The following is a 17,189-nucleotide window of genomic DNA, read 5'->3' on the forward strand; positions in this document are numbered from 1 at the left end:
GGCTCTGTAGGCATGGACAAGCCGCGCGCCATTCCCTATTTTAGGTATGAAAATAGGCTCTAGCGCATATTCTATATGCGCTAGTAGCTATTATTTTTATTCATTGTGCTGCTGGGGCTTGTGGCGGTTTGTCGGGGGCCCGATAGGGTAGGGCGCGGCAGTGCGTCATGGCGGTGTCACGCCACCCCCTTAAGGTCAAGGTCTGGCATGTCGCCACCACGTCTTTTCGATGACTCCCCCATGCAGACTTCTTTTCCTTATTTGCCCCGCGCCCTGTGCGTAGCCATTACCGCCGGATTTGTTTTGGCCGGTTGCGGCGGCAGTGATGCGCCGTGGGTCACCCCCGCTGCGCCCACCGGCCTGGGCCGCGCGGACAGCGCCGCCGTGGCCGATGCCTCTACCGTCCCCCCGTTTGTCGACAACGTGGCCAGTAACCAGCGCGGCGATGCCCGCTATGCCACGCTGGCCACCAACGCCGGTGTGCGCGTGGTGGCCGGCTTTCTGGACATTTGGCGGCCCAGCAGCCTGGTTGTAGACGCGGGGGTTACTGCTGCGGCCAATGGCAGCTTTCCCGCCGTCGTGGCTTCTACCTGGTCGGGCATTCCCGGCGACTCCACCGATGGCACAGTGCTCAATACCGCCGTGCATAGCGCCAACATCCAGTACGTCGTCACGGCTACCGCCAACCGCACCCCGGCGCAGGAGCTGGCGGCCTACCTGGACGACCGCCGCAACAAGGCCTACAGCGTCAGCGACGGCATGGGCCCGCTGACCAGCGCCTGGCGCACCGCGTCGCAGCAAACGACCTCCATCACCGGCATTGCGGGGGATGCCACCACGGTGCTCTATAACGACACCGGCAACGATGTGGGCGTGGGCGGCAGTGCCAACACCCAAAACTTTGGCCCGGTGGTGGACCTGGTGTCCAACATTGGCGAAAACGGCTCCACCGAGCCCGCCAAGCGCTTCTACAAATACGCCCGCCCCTGGCGCTGGAGCAGCAGCGTGCAGATAGTACCCGCGCTGGTACCGGCCAAAAGCAGCACGCCCAAGACCGACGGCGGCTTTGTCAGCGGCCATACGGCCGAGGCCATGCGCCGCGGCCTGGCCATGGCCTATGTGGTGCCCGAGCGTTTCCAGGAACTGCTGACCCGTGCCGGTGAGCTGGGCGAGAACCGCATCCTGGCCGGCATGCACTCCCCGATGGATGTGATGGGCGGGCGCATCCAGGGCCAGGCCGTAGCCGCGGCAAGCCTGTATGCCGGTATGAACAGCGGTACCCGGGTGGCGGTGGCCGCCCAGGCGCGCAGCACCCTGATGGCTGCCGTGGGCGCCGCCGACCCGGCCGCGTTCAACACCTTCGCCCATGCGCAAAGCAGCAGCGCCGACCGCTTTGCCGACCACGCCACCAACAAGGCAAACTACCGCCGCTATCTGACCTACGGGTTCACACAGATGGCCGACACCACCAAGGCCGCCACCGTGCCCAAGGGGGCCGAGGTGCTGCTGGAAACCCGCCTGCCCTACCTCAGCGCCGACCAGCGCCGCGTAGTGCTCAAGACCACCGCGCTGCCGTCTGGCTATCCGGTGCTGGACGATGCCGAAGGCTGGGGCCGCCTGAACCTGTTTGACGCTGCCGACGGCTATGCGCGCCTGGATGGTGACGTGGCCGTCAGCATGGATGCCAGCCTGCTGGGCTTCAACGCCCTGGACAGCTGGCAGAACAACATCGTCGGCGCAGGCCTGCTGACCAAGCGCGGCAGCGGCCAGCTCACCCTCACCGGCAGCAACACCTACAGCGGCGGCACCGTGCTGGAAGCGGGCACGCTGGAAGGCACTTCGGCCACTGCGTTTGGCAGCGGCGATGTGTTCCAAAGCGGTGGCGTGCTGCGCATCCGCCCGGCCAGCCAGCTAGCCCTGGCAGCCCGCTACACCCAGACCGGTGGCACGCTGCAACTGGTGCTGGGCAATGCCAGCCAGATCCCACTGGCCGTGGCCAGCGATGCCACCCTGGGCGGCGCGTTGACCATCCGCTTTGCCACCGGCTACCAGCCGGCCGTGGGCACGCTGCTCACCGTCATCAGCGCGGGCCGTGTGCATGGCACGTTCAGCAGCATCACGGTAGATGGCCACACGGTCACACCGGTCTACACCGGCAGCCAGGTGCAGTTGCGCATCGTCTCCTGAGCCAGCCCAGGCACCGGTAAGATCCGGCCTTACTTGCAAAGAAGAAGGTCGGTTATGCGTGTACTGGTGCTGGTGGCTTGTGTGGCCTGGGTTTGCAGTGGCTGCGCCGTGGTCGCGGTGGCCGATGCGGTGGTCACCACCGGCGCGGTGATCGTCAAAACCGGGGTCAAGGCCACCGGGGCGGTCATTGGCGCGGTGATTCCTGATTGAGCTGGCTTGTTCCTGCGGCGGTAGCGGGTAGACAATAGCGCCTATGACCCTCACCGAACTCAAATACATCGTGGCCGTGGCCCGCGAGCGGCACTTTGGCAAAGCGGCCGAAGCCTGCTTCGTGTCGCAGCCCACGCTGTCGGTGGCCATCAAGAAGCTGGAAGAAGAGCTGGACGTGAAGCTCTTCGAGCGCAGCGCCAACGAGGTCACCATCACCCCGCTGGGCGAGGAAATCGTGCGCCAGGCGCAAAGCGTGCTGGAGCAGGCCGCCGCCATCAAGGAAATTGCCCAGCGCGGCAAAGATCCGCTGGGCGGCGCGCTGCGCCTGGGCATCATCTACACCATCGCGCCCTACCTGCTGCCCGACCTGGTGCGCCAAGTCATCAGCCGCACGCCGCAGATGCCGCTGATGCTGCAAGAGAACTTCACCGTCAAGCTGCTGGAAATGCTGCGCATGGGCGAGATCGACTGCGCCATCATGGCCGAGCCCTTTCCCGATACCGGGCTGGCCGTGGCCGCGCTGTACGACGAGCCTTTCATGGTCGCCGTGCCCACCCACCATCCGCTGGCCATGCAGACCAGTGTTACGTCCGAACAACTCAAGGCCGAGACCTTGCTGCTGCTGGGCAATGGCCACTGCTTCCGCGACCACGTGCTGGAGGTCTGCCCCGAGTTCGCCCGCTTCTCCAGCGGAGCCGAGGGCATCCGCAAGAGCTTTGAAGGCTCGTCGCTGGAAACCATCAAGCACATGGTGGCCGCCGGCATGGGCATCACCCTGGTGCCGCGCCTGAGCGTGCCCAAGTCCGCCCTGGCCGCCAAGCCCAAACGTGCCCGCAAAGACGACGAGGGCGACCTCTACGTGCGCTACCTGCCGTTCGACGGCGAGCCGCCCATGCGCCGCGTGGTGCTGGCCTGGCGGCGCAGTTTCACCCGCTACGAGGCAATAGCCGCCCTGCGCAACGCCATCTATGCCTGCGAACTGCCGGGTGTGAAGCGCTTGTCTTGAGCCTGTGGAGCCATCTGTTCCCAAGCTGCCACCGGTGCGCAATGGCTATATGCTATATAAATTATAGCTAATAGCGTATCTTTTATATGCGCTAGAAGCCTTTTTGACCATGAAATCTCTCCCTCTCTACCTGCAGCTCATCCGCTGGGACCGCCCCGCTGGCTGGCTGCTGCTGCTCTGGCCTACACTCAGCGCGCTCTGGATTGCGTCCGGCGGCTTCCCCGGCTGGCACCTGCTGGCGGTGTTCACCTTGGGCACCATCCTGATGCGCAGCGCGGGCTGCTGCCTGAACGACGTGGCCGACCGCGAATTCGACAAGCACGTCAAACGCACCGCCCAGCGCCCGGTGACCCGCGGCGCGCTGTCGGTGGGGGCCGCGCTGCGCTTTGGTGCGCTGCTGGCCCTGGCCGCGTTTGCGCTGGTGCTGACCACCAACGCCGCCACCGTGGTGTGGTCTTTCGCTGCGTTGGGCGTGGCCGTGGTGTATCCGTACGCCAAGCGCTATGTGTCCATGCCGCAGGCGGTGTTGGGCGTGGCCTTCAGCTTCGGCATCCCGATGGCCTTCGCCGCCGTGCAGGGCGGCCCGCCGTGGCAGGTGCTGTCTGCCGCCGGTTGGGCCGACTTTTCGCTGGCCCGTCTGGGTACCAGCGTGCCGCCGGTAGCCTGGGTGCTGCTGCTGGGCAACCTGTTTTGGGTATTGGCTTACGACACCGAATACGCCATGGTGGACCGCGATGACGACCTGAAGATCGGCATGAAAACCTCGGCCATCACCCTGGGCCGTTTCGACGTGGCCGGGGTTATGGCCTTCTACGCAATTTTTATGCTTATATGGGTGTTGGCCCTTATTCCGTATGCGCTTGGTGCTATTTTTTACGTAGCAATTGGTGTGGCGGCTCTGCAAGCCCTGTGGCACTGGACCCTGGTCCGCCACCGGGGCCGCGACGGCTGCTTCAAAGCCTTTCGGCTGAACCACTGGGTGGGTTGCGCGGTGTTTGTCGGCGTGGCCGGGAGCTACGCGCTGGGCTGAGCGCCAATGGTGGGGTGGCTCACGGCAGCTCAGCCAGTTTCTTATCGAAAATAGCGATCCACGTGCCGGCAGACACCGGCAAACGCGCGGCGGCTTGCAGGGCTTGCAGTGTGGCCAAGGCCCGGCTAAGCGCGGCACGCCGCTCCAGGGTGGAAAAGCCCTCGTACAGGCCGTTCAGTTTCCAGATGGATACGACCACATCCAGTTGCCACTCGGTGTTCAGCGGATCGCTGGCGGCCAGCTTCTCGGACATGGCCAGGCTTGCCTGGTAGCTGCCGAGCGCCGTCGCCGGGTCCCCCAGGGCCATCTGGATGTCGCCTATCCGGTTGTAGCCCACCGACAGATCCCGCTGCTAGCGGGTATTGCGCGGATCGCCGGCCGCCAGTTTTTCGCCGATGGCCACACTGGCCTGGTAGCTGCTGAGGGCGGCCGTGGTGTCCCCCAGGGCCGCTTGGCTGTGGCCCATCCTTTCGTAGGCCAAGGACAGGTCGCGTTGCCACAGGCTGTTGTGCGGATCGCTGGTGGCCAGCCGGTCGCGGATGGCCCAGCCCGCCCGGTAGCTGCTGAGTGCGGCCGCGGTGTTTCCTTGGGCTATTTGGCTGTCACCCATCTTGATAGCACCCACGGACAGGTCACGCTGCCACAGGCTGTTGCGTGGATCGCTGGCGGCCAGTGTCCCGGCTATCGCCTGGCCCGTGCGGTAGCTGGCGAGCGCGGCTGCCGTGTCCCCCTGGGCCAGTTGGCTGTCGCCTAGCTTGTTGTAGCCCACCGACAGGTCGCGCTGCCACAGGCTGTTGCGCGGGTCGCTGGCGGCCAGTTTTTGGTGGATGGCCAGGCCTGCCTGGTAATTGCCGAGCGCGGCCGCAGCATTGCCCTGGGCCGTTTGGGTGTCGCCGATCTTGCTGTAAGCCACGGCCAGGTCGCGCTGCCACTCGGTATCCAGGGGGTTGCTGGCGGCCAGTTTTTGGCCGATGGCCAGGCCGGCCTGGTAGCTGCCGAGCGCCGCCGCGGTGTTGTCCTGGGCGGTGTAGGTGTCGCCGAGGAGGCTGTAGCCCACAGCCAGGTCGCGCTGCCATTGGGTGTTGCGCGGACCGCTGGCGGCCAGCTTGTCGATCACGGCCAGACCCGCCTGGTAGCTGCCGAGTGCCGCCGCGCTGTTACCTTGTGCCGCCTGGGTGTCGCCGACCTTGTTGTGCACCACGTACAGGTCGCGCTGCCACTGCGTGTTGTGCGGATCGCTGGCGGCCAGCTTGTCGATCACGGCCAGGCCCGCCCGGTAACTGCTGAGCGCGGCTGCAGTGTCGCCCTGGGCGGTCTGGGTGTCGCCGATCTTGTTGTAACCCACGGACAAGTTGCGCTGCCATTCCAGGTTGCCAGGCAAGGATGCCAATGCCTGGGTGGCGATTTCCCGCATGCGCTGGTAGTAGGCCATGGCGCTTTCGCTGCGCCCCACGGCGGTTGCCAGGTCGCCTGCATCCCACAGCGTGGTGAAGTCGCCGGGCTCTGCGGCCAGCGATTTTTCCAGCGCAGCCAGCGCTGCGGCTACATCCTGGGTCCGCAGCAGGGCGGCTTGTTGGCGGTACAGCGCGGCCGACGAGGTTGCCGCTGCCGCGGCTTCACGGCCCAGTACCGCCACGGCAGCGCTCACGTCGCCTTGGGCCAGCAGCTTGGCGGCGCGTTGGTCGGCGGATGGGGCACCCGGCTGCGCGGCTACTTTGTTGATGGTTTGCACGGCGGCGATCAATTGCTTGATTTGCCGCGCCTGGGCTTCACGGTCGGCCTCCAACTTGCGCAGACGCTGGTCTTGCTGCTGGGTGGTTTGCTCTGTTTTGCTGGACTTGTCGATCAATGCCTGTACGGTGGCGGCAGTTTTGGTATCGCAGTAGTTGTTCACTGTGACCTGCGCGTTGCCCGCCGCATTGATGGCGACACCGCACTGGCCTGGGGCGTTGGCGGTTTGTTCGGCTGCCCCCGCTCCCGCCATCGCCGCGCAGGCCAGGGTGACGCAGGCTGCGCAACGGGCGAATGTCATGGGCTGGGAGGCTTGTTCTGCGGGACTACAACACGCGCCGAACCGGTGGCGTTGATGGCCACCCCGCCGTTCGCAGTGGCCTGCTGGACGATGGCGGCGGGTGCCTGTACTGTAGGTGAGGGTGTGGTTGGTGGCTTGGGGACCAGCACGTCTTTCCACAGAAAGCCAATGCCCCCGGCCAAAGCCACCAGCACCGCGAGATTTTGCGGCTGGCTGATAAACGCCCAAAGCTTCTTCATGGCCCCACCTCCGTGGTTCAAACGGTCCACACAAACCCACCTTTTTCACTATAGCGAACCCTGGCGGGCTGTGCGGCACAAATATCCGCCATTTATCAGCGATTTGAAGGATGGGCGCTACCGCTTGGCCGGGGCTTTCGGCTGAGCCTTGGGCTTCTTAGGCTTAGGCTCGGGCAACGCTCCCGCCGTGGCCTGCACCAGTTGGCACAGCCACGTGGCATTTTCCCACTGGTCGGCGGTGACACACCAGTGCGGTCTGGCACCGGGGTAGGGCAAGCCTTCCACGGGCTGGGGCATCACGGTTTTGCCCGCGTCGGTGGGCTTTAAAAACAGCTGGTTGTCGCATACAAATCCCACGGGCTTGCCCGCCAGGTACAGGCAGTATTCGCCAAACATGCGGCGTACCGACGCGTTGCCGGTGGCGGCCAATTGGTCGAGCAAAAATTCTGCGGTGCTGGGGTGGGTGGACATGTTCATTCCTGTGTGGGTGCAGTGTCGCCCAGTTCCATGCGCCGCTTGGCACGCCACTGCTGCGGCGTGGCCCCAAACTGCTGGCGGAAGGTCTGGATGAAATAGCTGGGGGTGGTGAAGCCACAGGCCCAGGCCACTTCTTTGCCCGCCATGTCGGTCTCGGCCAGCAGGTGGGCGGCGCGGTCCATGCGCTGGCGGTTGATGTGGGCGATCAGGTGGCCGCCGGTGGTCTGGCTGAACACGTGGGACAAATATTCGGGCGTGCACCCGGCCTGCGCGGCCAGGGCGGTGACGTTCAGGGCGTGGTCGCCTAGCTGGTTGTTGACCCACATGCGCACGCGGGCCACCAGCGGCGGTTCGGGCTGGGTGCGGGGCGCGGCATCGTCCAGCACCCGCAGCACGCCTGCGCAGGCACTGGCCAGCAGAGCGCGCACCTGCAAGCGGGCCTCGGCATCGTCCACCTCGTTGCCCAATGCGGCGGCATCGGCCAGCCAGTCGTGGATGCGGGCGGCGTGCGGGTGCTGGCGCGACTCCAGGTGGTCGATGCTGGGGCGGCCCGGCGTGGTCTCGCTGGCAAGGTGGCAGGTGAGGGCGGTGCCATCGGCGTAGACCACGATGTTGCTAAAGCCCGTACCCACGGTGGCCTCGGCATGCAGCATGCGCGGCGGCATCAGCATGGCCTCGCCTGCGTGCAACTCCAAAGGGCCGTGCGGCAGGGTGAAGCAGGTGCTGCCGCTGGTTTGCAAGAACAGCTCGGGCACCAGGTGGAAGTGGCCTTCGCCGCGCAGATCGCTCACCCGCTGCCCGCCGCAGGGGCGTACCGGCAGGCTGTCGGCCAGCAACCCGGCCATGCTGTGGCGCAGTTGCTGGCGCATCCACCGGGCTTTGTCGGCGCTGTTGCGGGCGGTTTCGGCTTCCAGGGCTTGCAGGCCCCGGCGCTCTGGTTTTTGTTGCATAGGTTTGCCATTAAAACCAGAGTTCCGGTGCAACGCCATAGGCAGAACTCCGTATTTACCCTTGGGTGCGGCTTGTTACCCATCCAGGTTTTGTGGCATAGCTTGCAGTTTTTTGGCAGTGGATTCGCTGGTGGCAACCGGGCGTGGCTCCTAAACTTTCCCTCACACAACAACCCTAGACAAGGAAGCAGCAATGGCCCAGCCGTGGTGGAAAAGCAGCGTCGCGTACCAGATCTACCCGCGCAGTTTTTGCGACAGCAATGGCGATGGCGTGGGCGACCTGCCCGGCATCACCAGCAAGCTGGACTACCTGCACACGCTGGGCATTGACGTGGTGTGGTTGTCGCCCGTTTACCAGTCGCCCAACGACGACGGTGGCTACGACATCAGCGACTACCGCGCCATCGCGCCCGAATACGGCAGCATGGCCGACTTTGACCAGATGCTGGCGCAGATGCACCAGCGTGGCATCCGGCTGATGATGGACCTGGTGGTGAACCACACCTCGGACGAGCACGCCTGGTTCACCGAGGCCTGCCAATCCAAAGACAACCCCTACCGCAATTACTACATCTGGCGCGACCCTGCCGCCGATGGTGGGCCGCCCAACAACTGGGAAGCCGCGTTTTCGGGCTCGGCCTGGGCGTTCCATGCGCCCTCCGGCCAGTACTACCTGCACATGTTCTCCAAAAAGCAGCCCGAGCTGAATTGGGAGAACCCCCAGGTGCGCGCCGAAGTGCATGGTCTGATGCGCTTCTGGCTGGACAAGGGCGTGGACGGCTTCCGCATGGACGTGATCAACATGGTGTCCAAAACCTACGCGGCCGACGGCAGCCTGGCCAACGCCCCGGTGGTGCGCCCCGGCTTCTTGCAGCCCGCGTTCACCCTGGTCACCAACGGCCCGCGCCTGGTGGAATACCTGCAGGAAATGCGGCGCGAAGTACTGGACCAATTTGATACCGTCACCGTGGGCGAGGCGCCTTGCGCCACGCTGCGCCAGGGCGTGGAAATCACCCACCCCGACACCGGTGCTTTGAGTATGTTGTTCCAGTTCGAGCACATGGATCTGGACTCTGTGCCCGGCCATGGCGAGGGCAAATGGGCGCTGCAAAAGCTGCAACTGGGGGACCTCAAAACCAGTCTGTCGCGTTGGCAAGACGGCCTGGCGGGCCGGGGCTGGAACAGCCTGTACCTGAGCAACCACGACCAGCCCCGGCCCGTGTCCCGCTTCGGCGACGATGGCGCGTACCGCGTGGCATCCGCCAAGATGCTGGCCACGCTGCTGCACGGCATGCAGGGCACGCCCTACGTGTACCAGGGCGAAGAGCTGGGCATGACCAACAAGCCTTATGCGTCGGTGGACGACTGCTACGACCTGGAGTCGCGCAACATGTTCCGCACCGCCACGCAAGAGCGCGGCATCGCCCCCGAGGTGGCCCTGCAGGCCATCCGCACCAAGGGCCGCGACAACGCCCGCACGCCCATGCAGTGGAACGCGGCCGCCCACGCCGGCTTCACCACCGGCACGCCCTGGCAACCGGCGAATCCCAACTACCCCGCCATCCACAGCGAGGCGGCGCTGGCCGATGCGGACTCGGTCTTTCACTACTACCGCGCCCTGATTGCCTTGCGCAAGGCGCACCCGGTGCTGGTGGAAGGTGCCTACCAGTTGCTGCTGCCCGAGCACCCCGAGATTTACGCCTACCTGCGCACCCTGGGCAACATGGGCGAAGAGCGCTGGCTGGTGGTGTGCAACTTTTACGGCGGTACGCCGGTGCTGGAGGTTCCGTACCGCGCGGCGCAGCGGGTGATCGGCAACTACCCGGAAGCGGGCAGCGATCTAAAGAACATGGTTTTGCGGCCTTTTGAAGCCGCAATCTTTCGGTTGGAGTGAGTGGTTTTATAACTTTCAGGAGACAAAAATGAAGATACAGAAAATGGTTTGGATGGGCGCTTTTGCGCTTGGCGCGGCCAGCGTGCAGGCGGCGGGCGTGACGCTCACCATGTCGTGCAGCTCCAGCGAGCAGGATGTGCAGTACTGCAAAAAAATTGCCGCCGAGTGGGGCGCCAAAACCGGCAACACGCTGGAGCTGCTGAGCATCCCCTCGTCGTCCAGCGACATCTTGGGCCTGTTTCGCCAGATGCTGGCTGCCAAGTCCGACAAGCTCGACGTCATGCAGATCGACGTGGTCTGGCCCGGCATTTTGAAAGACCAGTTGCTCGACCTCAAGCCCTACACCAAGGGCATAGAAAAGAACCACTTTCCCGCCATGGTGGCCAACAACACGGTCAACGGCAAGCTGCTGGCCATGCCCTGGTTAACCGACGCGGGCGTGATGTTCTACCGCAAGGACCTGCTGGCCAAGTACGGCGAGAAGCCGCCCACCACCTGGGCCGAGCTCACTACCACCGCTAAAAAGGTGATGGATGCCGAGCGCAAGGCAGGCAACGCCGCCATGCAGGGCTTTGTGTTCCAGGCCCGGGCCTACGAGGGCCTGACTTGCACCGGGCTGGAATGGGTGGCCAGCTTTGGCGGCGGCACCATCATCGACCGCGAGGGCAAGACCACCATCAACAACCCCCAGGCCGCCAAGGCGCTGGACATGGCTGCGGGCTGGATCGGCACCATCGCCCCCACCGGCGTGCTCAACTACGCCGAGGAAGAAGCCCGGGGCGTGTTCCAGAACGGCAATGCGGTCTTCATGCGCAACTGGCCCTACGCCTGGGCGCTGGGCAACGGTGCCGACAGCGGCATCAAGGGCAAGATCGGCGTGATGACCATGCCCAAGGGCGACGGTGCCAGCAGCATCGGGGCGGCCGCGCTGGGCGGCTGGCAAATGGCGGTCAGCAAGTATTCCAAATACCCCAAGGAAGCGGCAGACCTGGTGCTCTACATGACCAGCGAGGCGGTGCAAAAAGAGCGCTCCATTGCCCTTGCCTCCAACCCCACCATCCCCGCGCTGTACCAGGACAAAGACATCCTGGCCGCCAACCCGTTCTATGGTGATTTGTTCGAGACGCTCAAAGTCGCCATCCCCCGCCCGGCCACCGTCACCGGGCTCAAGTACAACGAAGTATCCGCCGCGTTCTGGAACGCTACCCACGAGGTGCTGTCCGGCAAGGCGACGGGCACCGAGAGCGTGAAGAAGCTGGCGGGCAAGATCGATGCCATCCGGCGCGGGCCGAGCTGGTAAGCGGCTGATTGTGGGTTGCTATGGATTTATGGCATTTTTTGTACCACTAAAAGTGCCATAAGCGCAGATGGAATCTACGCAGTACGCTATCTATAAATAGACATTAAGTACGAAAAAAAGCCTCTGTGCATAGTTTGGTATGCGCAGAGGCTTTGGCTTGTGGCGGCGTGGGCCGCCCTACAAGGTTCAGTCGTTGGTGTCGGTCGAGAAGGTGCGCACGGTGCTGAAGGCATTGGCCACGCCGGGCACGGTGCTGGCCACATAACGGGCCTTGGCTTCTTCTTGCGGGCCTTGTGCCCAGCCGTGCAGGGTCACGGTGCCGTTGCTGGCGGTGACGGTCACGTCTTTGGCATCGCTACCCAGCGAGGTGCTGAGGGCGGATTGCACCGAGTTGGCCAGATCGGCATCGTTGCTAGCAGCGTGGGCGGGAAGGAAAGCGCCAGCGGTCAGGGCGAACAGAGCGGAAGCAGCGATGCGGTTGAAAGTGCGTGTCATGGTGGAATCCTTTGGGTTGTTACACCAACATTGGTGCCATGAAGTGATCTTCCCAAGCGACCACGACCTTTGTGTGTCGGCAACCTGCAGGCTGTGTTGCAACTGCAATCTAGGGTGAAACCCTAGGATATGTAGATTACTATTATATTTATAGCTAAATGCGTAGCATTTATATGCGCTAGAGCCCTAAAAAGCTCAAAATATTGAGATCCCGTGCAGAGGGGGCGATGCACTTGCACCCAACACCCATTCGCATAGACCTCTGCCAGCTCAGTACTTACCCGCAACTGGCCCCTAAATACCGTACGGTGTCGCAATTTGGCTAGTGCTGCGTCGGTATTGTTCCAAGATGCTTGTCTGCCTGCGTCTTTTTCGGGGCGGGTAAATCCAGGCATGCAGTCCATGCTTGACCAAAATTTCAATGGCAAACCAGGAGACAAACCCCATGTCAAGCAACCGAGGTGTCGTATACGTAGGCCACGGCCAGGTCGAGGTGCAATCCATCCCCTTCCCCAAACTCGTCAATCCGCTGGGCCAGGCCGCCGAGCACGGGGTGATTCTGCGGGTGCTGACCACCAACATCTGCGGCTCCGACCAGCACATGGTGCGGGGCCGGACCACCGCGCTGTCCGGCTTGGTGCTGGGCCATGAAATCACCGGCGAAGTGCTGGAGGTGGGCCGCGATGTGGAAACCCTGAAAAAGGGCGACATCGTGTCGGTGCCGTTCAACGTGGCCTGTGGCCGCTGCCGCACCTGCAAGGAGCAGCACACCGGCGTGTGCCTCAGCGTGAACCCGTCGCGCGCAGGCGGTGCCTACGGCTATGTGGACATGGGCGGCTGGATTGGTGGCCAGGCCGAGTTTGTGATGGTGCCGTACGCCGACTTCAACCTGCTGAAGTTCCCTGACCGCGACCGCGCGATGGAAAAAATCCGCGACCTGACCTGCCTGTCCGACATCCTGCCCACCGGCTACCACGGCGCGGTGACCGCCGGTGTGGGCCCGGGCAGCACGGTTTACGTGGCCGGTGCCGGTCCCGTCGGTTTGGCGGCAGCCGCTTCGGCGCGCCTGCTGGGCGCGGCGGTGGTGATCGTGGGCGACGTGAACCCGGTGCGCCTGGAGCATGCGCGCAAGGTGGGTTTTGAAACGGTGGACTTGTCGCAAGACGTGGGCCTGGCCGACCAGATTGCCGCCATTCTGGGCACGCCCGAGGTCGACAGCGCCATTGACGCGGTAGGCTTTGAAGCCCGTGGCCACGGCCATGCAGGTTCGCAAGGCGAAGCACCCGCCACGGTGCTGAATTCGCTGATGGAAATCACCCGCGCTGCGGGCAAGATCGGCATCCCCGGCCTGTATGTGACGGACGATCCGGGCGGTGTGGACAAAGCCGCCAAGAGCGGTGCTTTGAGCCTGCGCTTCGGCCTGGGCTGGGCCAAGTCGCACAGCTTTCACACCGGCCAAACCCCGGTGATGAAGTACAACCGGGCGCTGATGCAGGCGATTTTGTGGGACCGCATCCACATCGCCGACATCGTGGGCGTGCAGGTCATCACCCTGGACCAGGCCCCCAGCGGCTACGCCGAGTTCGATGCCGGTGTGCCGAAGAAGTTTGTCATCGACCCGCACGGGCAATTGGCTACGGCGTAAATCGCTGGCTACTAAATGCTACACATTCAGTAGCTGCTAGCGCATATTGCATATGCGCTAGCAGCCTAAAAGACATAAATTTCTACTGGCTTCGCATTGGCTTATTGCGCCATCTTGGCATCCGCTAGCGACTTCTGCATGGTGGCTTGCATTTTCTTGGCCATCGCCAGTATCCGAGGTTGCAGCTCCTCCATGGTTTTTTGCATCACCACGGGCATCTTGTTCACGAAGGCCTCACCGGCAGTGCTGCGGTAGAAGGCGTTCAAACCTTCCACTTCTTCCTGCGTCAGGCTTTGCTGGTAGATGCGGGTGTACATGGGTTTGAGGCTGGCCCAGGTGAGCTCCTCTTTGGCGGCTGCCACAAATTGCTTGGGGGCATCGACCAATACGCGCTGCTGCTCTGGGGTGGGCGTTTTGCCTTCCAGGCCTTGCGCCATGGCCTGGCGCATATTTCCCTCCATTTGCGCAAACATGGAGTCCAGCATGGCTTCGGACTTGGTGAGCGTGAGCAAGGTGTCGATGGAGGCTTCCGTCGGCGTCGCCGCGTGGGTCCCCACAATGCAAGAGAACAGAAGCAAGCTGATAGTCGTTTTACGCATGGTGTGCAGTGCTGGGCTGGAAAGAGGGCCAAAGCCCTTCATGGGGTCAGTCGCCGAACTCGTCGCCCAGCTCGCGGGCACGGTGTTTCGCCGCATGCACGGCGCGCATGATGATGTTCTTGATACCGTCTTGCTCCATCGAGGTGATGGCCGCGTAGGTGGTGCCGCCTTTGGAGGTGACGCGCTGGCGCAGGATCTCGGGGGGCTCTTTCGACTGGCGGGCAAGGGCGGACGCGCCGACAAACGTGCCCACCGCCAGCTTATGCGCCTGGTCGCGGCCCAGGCCCATGTCGGCCCCGGCCTGGGTCATGGCTTCGATGAACAAAAACACGTAGGCCGGGCCGGAGCCCGACAGGGCCGTGACGGCATCCAACTGCACTTCTTCGTCCACCCACAGGGTTTCACCGGTGGCGGCCAGCACCTTTTCAACCAGCTTGCGGTCGGGCTCGGACACGGCGGGCCGGGCGAACAGCGCCGTCATGCCCTTGCCGATCAGCGCTGGGGTGTTGGGCATGGCGCGCACGATGCGTTCTGTGCCCAGCCAGTGGGCAATGCTGTCGCTGCGGATACCCGCGGCCACGCTCAGGTGCAGCGCGGTCTTGGTGTAGAAGCGGGTCTGCAGGGCGGCATCTTTGAACATCTGCGGCTTCACGGCCCACACCACGGTGCGCGCCTGGTCCAGCACCGGGCCGGGCATGTCTTGGGCGGTGATCGCAAAGTCGGCCTGCAGCTTGGCACGGGCCTCGGCCCAGGGCTCGATCACCACAATGTGGTTGGCTGGCACGCCTTTTTTGACCAGCCCGCCAATGATGGCACTGGCCATGTTGCCGCCGCCAATGAAGGCGATGTGGTCGTGCGCAGCCGAGCTGCCCCGGTTGCCAAAGTCGGACAGACCCCCCGCCTGGGACGGGGTGAAGTGGGACGCGCCAAAGTTGGATGCGATGGGTCGGTTGGGTGCCATGGGAAGTCCAGAAAGTCGTGGAGTTTTAGGTGTGTGAATATGCAGCCCCAGCCTCAGACGGAACGCACGCCCCTCAGGGATACCACGGTGCCGGCTTTGCCGGACCGTAGGTATCGCCCCCTGCAAGGGGGTTGGCGAAAGACGCGTAGCGCTGCAGCCTGGGGGTGAGTCACAGTCACTTTCCGTTGATACCGAGCAGCTCGACTTCAAATTGCAGAGTCGCATTGGCCGGAATCACGCCACCCGCGCCGCGTTCGCCGTAGGCAATGGCCGGTGGGCAGGTGAGTTTGGCTTTGCCGCCAACCTTCATTTTCTGCACGCCTTCGGTCCAGCACTTGATCACGCCGTTCAATGGGAATTCAATGGGTTCGTTGCGCCTGTACGAGCTGTCGAACTCCTTGCCGTCGAGGAAGGTGCCCCGGTAATGGACTTTGACCTTGTCGGTGGCGCTGGGGCTGGCACCGGTGCCGTCTTTCAGGGAGCGGTACACCAGCCCGCTGGGGGTCACGGTGGCACCGGGTTCTTTGGCGGCGGTGGCCGCGTCGTTGGTTTGGGCCAAGGTGGTTGTGGTGAGGGTGGTTGCGAGCAGACAGAACGCGGCGGTAGACAGGGCAAATTTCACTAAAAACTTTCGGGGTAGAAGAGATGGTGAGAGTAGATGCCATCCATTATTGCGGTTTCTGGTGGGGTCTTTGTGTCTACGTCCTTAAAAAGGGGGATGGCGCAGTTACCGTATGTACTACGAGCTATATATTTAATAGCATTTAGAACATGTCTGTTGTAAAGGAAACCTCTATGTCTTCGTTCCAGTTTGACCTTGTGGTGGTGGGTGGCGGCAGTGGTGGCGTGCGCGCCGCCCGCATGGCGGCCCAGCGCGGTGCCCGCGTGGCGCTGGCCGAGGTGGGGGCTTTGGGCGGTACCTGCGTGAACGTGGGCTGCATCCCCAAAAAGCTCTACAGCTATGCCGCGGGCTATGCCGAGGCGTTTGAGGAGGCCGCAGGCTTTGGCTGGCAGGTGGGCCACCCCACATTCGACTGGGCCAAGCTCAAGGCCAACCGCGCCACCGAGATCACCCGGCTCAACGGCATTTACCGCCAGCTGCTGGTGGGCGCAGGTGTGCAGCTCATCCCCGGCTGGGCCACGCTGGTGGATGCGCACACGGTGCAGGTGGGCGAGCAAACCTACACCGCCGAAAACATCCTGCTGGCCACCGGCGGCACGCCCAGCGTGCCCGGCATTGCGGGGGGCGAGCACGCCGTGGTGTCGGACGCGATGTTTGATCTGGACCCGTTTCCCCAGCGCCTGCTGGTGGTGGGTGGCGGCTACATCGCCTGTGAATTTGCCAGTATCTTCAACGGCCTGGGTTCCAAAGTCACCCAGGTCTACCGGGGCACGCAGGTGCTGCGCGGATTTGACATGGACGTGCGTAACTTTTTGGCCCAGGAGGTGCGCAAGGCCGGGGTCGATCTGCGGCTGGAGGCCGATGTGGCCAGCATCCTGCACACCCCCGCCGGGCTGGAGGTGCGGCTGGTCAGCGGTGACACCCTGACGGTAGACCAGGTGCTGTACGCGATTGGCCGGGTGCCGAATGTGCAGGGCCTGGGCCTGGAGGCGGCAGGCGTGGCGCAAGGCAAAGACGGCGCCATCGAGGTCAATGCCCACTACCAGACCTCGGTGCCCAGCATCTACGCGCTGGGCGACGTGACCGCGCGCATCCAGCTCACCCCGGTGGCGCTGGGCGAGGCGATGGTGCTGGTCGACCACTTGCTGGGCCCCAAAACCGGCAAGGCCGCGCGGCAGATGGACTACGACCTCATTCCCACCGCTGTATTTACCCACCCCAATATCGGTACCGTGGGCCTGTCGGAGGAGGCCGCCCGCAAACAGTTTGGCCAGGTCAGCATCTACCGCAGCGAGTTCAAGGCCCTGCGCCACACGCTGAGCGGCAGCACCGAGCGCACGCTGATGAAGCTGGTGGTCGACGACGCGAGCGACCGCGTGGTCGGCCTGCACATGGTGGGTGCCGATGCGGGCGAGGTGGTGCAAGGTTTTGCCGTGGCCATGAAGGCCGGTGCCACTAAGGCGGTGTTTGACAGCACCATCGGCATCCACCCCACGGCGGCCGAAGAATTCGTCACCATGCGTGAACCCACTGCACAATAGG

At 63.8% G+C, this 17,189-nt stretch carries 17 protein-coding genes; 8 read left to right on the forward strand and 9 right to left on the reverse strand.

Going from position 1 to position 17,189, the window contains the following annotated elements; translation table 11 throughout:
• Positions 1 to 240 precede the first annotated feature (240 nt).
• The 4 genes from AC097L_RS02505 to AC097L_RS02520 all read left to right on the forward strand — a co-directional run bounded on the left by AC097L_RS02505 (position 241) and on the right by AC097L_RS02520 (position 4,433).
• A complete protein-coding gene (locus AC097L_RS02505; RefSeq protein ID WP_479584533.1) occupies positions 241 to 2,187 on the forward strand; it encodes a phosphatase PAP2 family protein in 1,947 nt (648 codons plus the stop codon).
• 54 nt (positions 2,188 to 2,241) lie between these two features.
• The gene (locus AC097L_RS02510; RefSeq protein WP_479584534.1) at positions 2,242 to 2,397 is read left to right on the forward strand and encodes a hypothetical protein; all 156 of its coding nucleotides are present in this window, start codon (positions 2,242 to 2,244) and stop codon (positions 2,395 to 2,397) included.
• 43 nt (positions 2,398 to 2,440) lie between these two features.
• On the forward strand, positions 2,441 to 3,403 hold the full coding sequence (locus AC097L_RS02515; protein WP_479584535.1) for a LysR substrate-binding domain-containing protein: 963 nt from the start codon (positions 2,441 to 2,443) through the stop codon (positions 3,401 to 3,403).
• Between the two features lie 109 nt (positions 3,404 to 3,512).
• The gene (locus AC097L_RS02520) at positions 3,513 to 4,433 is read left to right on the forward strand and encodes a 4-hydroxybenzoate octaprenyltransferase (RefSeq protein ID WP_479584536.1); all 921 of its coding nucleotides are present in this window, start codon (positions 3,513 to 3,515) and stop codon (positions 4,431 to 4,433) included.
• Positions 4,434 to 4,452: 19 nt separating this feature from the next.
• Here the strand turns inward: AC097L_RS02520 and AC097L_RS02525 are convergent, their stop codons facing one another.
• The 5 genes from AC097L_RS02525 to AC097L_RS02545 all read right to left on the reverse strand — a co-directional run bounded on the left by AC097L_RS02525 (position 4,453) and on the right by AC097L_RS02545 (position 8,131).
• Positions 4,453 to 4,770 (reverse strand): hypothetical protein, encoded by a 318-nt coding sequence (locus AC097L_RS02525; protein ID WP_479584537.1) that lies wholly within the window; start codon positions 4,768 to 4,770, stop codon positions 4,453 to 4,455.
• 15 nt (positions 4,771 to 4,785) lie between these two features.
• A complete protein-coding gene (locus tag AC097L_RS02530) occupies positions 4,786 to 6,465 on the reverse strand; it encodes a tetratricopeptide repeat protein (protein WP_479584538.1) in 1,680 nt (559 codons plus the stop codon).
• Positions 6,462 to 6,704 carry a hypothetical protein gene (locus tag AC097L_RS02535; RefSeq protein ID WP_479584539.1) on the reverse strand — a complete coding sequence of 81 codons (243 nt, stop codon included), beginning with the start codon at positions 6,702 to 6,704 and terminating at the stop codon, positions 6,462 to 6,464. The genes AC097L_RS02530 and AC097L_RS02535 overlap by 4 nt, the downstream gene beginning before the upstream one ends.
• 117 nt (positions 6,705 to 6,821) lie before the next feature.
• Complete coding sequence (locus tag AC097L_RS02540; protein WP_479584540.1) at positions 6,822 to 7,175, reverse strand: TfoX/Sxy family protein; 354 nt, start codon at positions 7,173 to 7,175, stop codon at positions 6,822 to 6,824.
• Between the two features lie 2 nt (positions 7,176 to 7,177).
• Positions 7,178 to 8,131: a helix-turn-helix transcriptional regulator gene (locus AC097L_RS02545; protein WP_479584541.1), complete on the reverse strand. Its 954-nt coding sequence runs from the start codon at positions 8,129 to 8,131 to the stop codon at positions 7,178 to 7,180.
• A 193-nt stretch (positions 8,132 to 8,324) separates the two neighbouring features.
• Between AC097L_RS02545 and AC097L_RS02550 the strand changes: the two genes are divergently transcribed.
• Together AC097L_RS02550 and AC097L_RS02555 are read left to right on the forward strand one after the other, a co-directional pair.
• Positions 8,325 to 10,025: a glycoside hydrolase family 13 protein gene (locus tag AC097L_RS02550; RefSeq protein ID WP_479584542.1), complete on the forward strand. Its 1,701-nt coding sequence runs from the start codon at positions 8,325 to 8,327 to the stop codon at positions 10,023 to 10,025.
• A gap of 28 nt (positions 10,026 to 10,053) precedes the next feature.
• Positions 10,054 to 11,325 carry an ABC transporter substrate-binding protein gene (locus tag AC097L_RS02555; RefSeq protein ID WP_479584543.1) on the forward strand — a complete coding sequence of 424 codons (1,272 nt, stop codon included), beginning with the start codon at positions 10,054 to 10,056 and terminating at the stop codon, positions 11,323 to 11,325.
• A 186-nt stretch (positions 11,326 to 11,511) separates the two neighbouring features.
• Here AC097L_RS02555 and AC097L_RS02560 read toward each other — a convergent pair whose 3' ends face one another.
• Positions 11,512 to 11,820 carry a BON domain-containing protein gene (locus tag AC097L_RS02560; RefSeq protein WP_479584544.1) on the reverse strand — a complete coding sequence of 103 codons (309 nt, stop codon included), beginning with the start codon at positions 11,818 to 11,820 and terminating at the stop codon, positions 11,512 to 11,514.
• A gap of 445 nt (positions 11,821 to 12,265) precedes the next feature.
• On the opposite strand from AC097L_RS02560, the gene fdhA reads away from it, so the two are divergent.
• The gene (fdhA, locus tag AC097L_RS02565) at positions 12,266 to 13,465 is read left to right on the forward strand and encodes a formaldehyde dehydrogenase, glutathione-independent (RefSeq protein ID WP_479584545.1); all 1,200 of its coding nucleotides are present in this window, start codon (positions 12,266 to 12,268) and stop codon (positions 13,463 to 13,465) included.
• A gap of 101 nt (positions 13,466 to 13,566) precedes the next feature.
• On the opposite strand, the gene AC097L_RS02570 is transcribed toward fdhA, so the two are convergent.
• From AC097L_RS02570 to AC097L_RS02580, 3 genes are all read right to left on the reverse strand, one after another.
• A complete protein-coding gene (locus AC097L_RS02570; RefSeq protein ID WP_479584546.1) occupies positions 13,567 to 14,064 on the reverse strand; it encodes a DUF2059 domain-containing protein in 498 nt (165 codons plus the stop codon).
• Between the two features lie 46 nt (positions 14,065 to 14,110).
• Positions 14,111 to 15,025, reverse strand: a complete 915-nt coding sequence (gene proC, locus AC097L_RS02575; protein WP_479584547.1) for a pyrroline-5-carboxylate reductase — start codon at positions 15,023 to 15,025, stop codon at positions 14,111 to 14,113.
• A gap of 175 nt (positions 15,026 to 15,200) precedes the next feature.
• A complete protein-coding gene (locus tag AC097L_RS02580) occupies positions 15,201 to 15,584 on the reverse strand; it encodes an FKBP-type peptidyl-prolyl cis-trans isomerase (RefSeq protein WP_479584942.1) in 384 nt (127 codons plus the stop codon).
• Positions 15,585 to 15,820: 236 nt separating this feature from the next.
• Here AC097L_RS02580 and gorA point away from each other — a divergent pair, with 236 nt between their 5' ends.
• Positions 15,821 to 17,188: a glutathione-disulfide reductase gene (gene gorA / locus AC097L_RS02585; protein ID WP_479584548.1), complete on the forward strand. Its 1,368-nt coding sequence runs from the start codon at positions 15,821 to 15,823 to the stop codon at positions 17,186 to 17,188.
• Position 17,189: the final 1 nt, after the last annotated feature.

The sequence above is a fragment of the Rhodoferax sp. RT5P35 genome (genome assembly GCF_056521385.1).

Coding starts and splice junctions, on each gene's coding strand:
- AC097L_RS02515 (WP_479584535.1), top strand. CDS start 2,441: ATGACCCTCACCGAACTCAAATACATCGTGGCCGTGGCCCGCGAGCGG.
- AC097L_RS02555 (WP_479584543.1), top strand. CDS start 10,054: ATGAAGATACAGAAAATGGTTTGGATGGGCGCTTTTGCGCTTGGCGCG.
- AC097L_RS02560 (WP_479584544.1), bottom strand. CDS start 11,820: ATGACACGCACTTTCAACCGCATCGCTGCTTCCGCTCTGTTCGCCCTG.
- AC097L_RS02505 (WP_479584533.1), top strand. CDS start 241: ATGCAGACTTCTTTTCCTTATTTGCCCCGCGCCCTGTGCGTAGCCATT.
- AC097L_RS02550 (WP_479584542.1), top strand. CDS start 8,325: ATGGCCCAGCCGTGGTGGAAAAGCAGCGTCGCGTACCAGATCTACCCG.
- AC097L_RS02535 (WP_479584539.1), bottom strand. CDS start 6,704: ATGAAGAAGCTTTGGGCGTTTATCAGCCAGCCGCAAAATCTCGCGGTG.
- AC097L_RS02510 (WP_479584534.1), top strand. CDS start 2,242: ATGCGTGTACTGGTGCTGGTGGCTTGTGTGGCCTGGGTTTGCAGTGGC.
- AC097L_RS02520 (WP_479584536.1), top strand. CDS start 3,513: ATGAAATCTCTCCCTCTCTACCTGCAGCTCATCCGCTGGGACCGCCCC.
- AC097L_RS02570 (WP_479584546.1), bottom strand. CDS start 14,064: ATGCGTAAAACGACTATCAGCTTGCTTCTGTTCTCTTGCATTGTGGGG.
- proC (WP_479584547.1), bottom strand. CDS start 15,025: ATGGCACCCAACCGACCCATCGCATCCAACTTTGGCGCGTCCCACTTC.
- gorA (WP_479584548.1), top strand. CDS start 15,821: ATGTCTTCGTTCCAGTTTGACCTTGTGGTGGTGGGTGGCGGCAGTGGT.
- AC097L_RS02540 (WP_479584540.1), bottom strand. CDS start 7,175: ATGTCCACCCACCCCAGCACCGCAGAATTTTTGCTCGACCAATTGGCC.
- AC097L_RS02530 (WP_479584538.1), bottom strand. CDS start 6,465: ATGACATTCGCCCGTTGCGCAGCCTGCGTCACCCTGGCCTGCGCGGCG.
- fdhA (WP_479584545.1), top strand. CDS start 12,266: ATGTCAAGCAACCGAGGTGTCGTATACGTAGGCCACGGCCAGGTCGAG.
- AC097L_RS02545 (WP_479584541.1), bottom strand. CDS start 8,131: ATGCAACAAAAACCAGAGCGCCGGGGCCTGCAAGCCCTGGAAGCCGAA.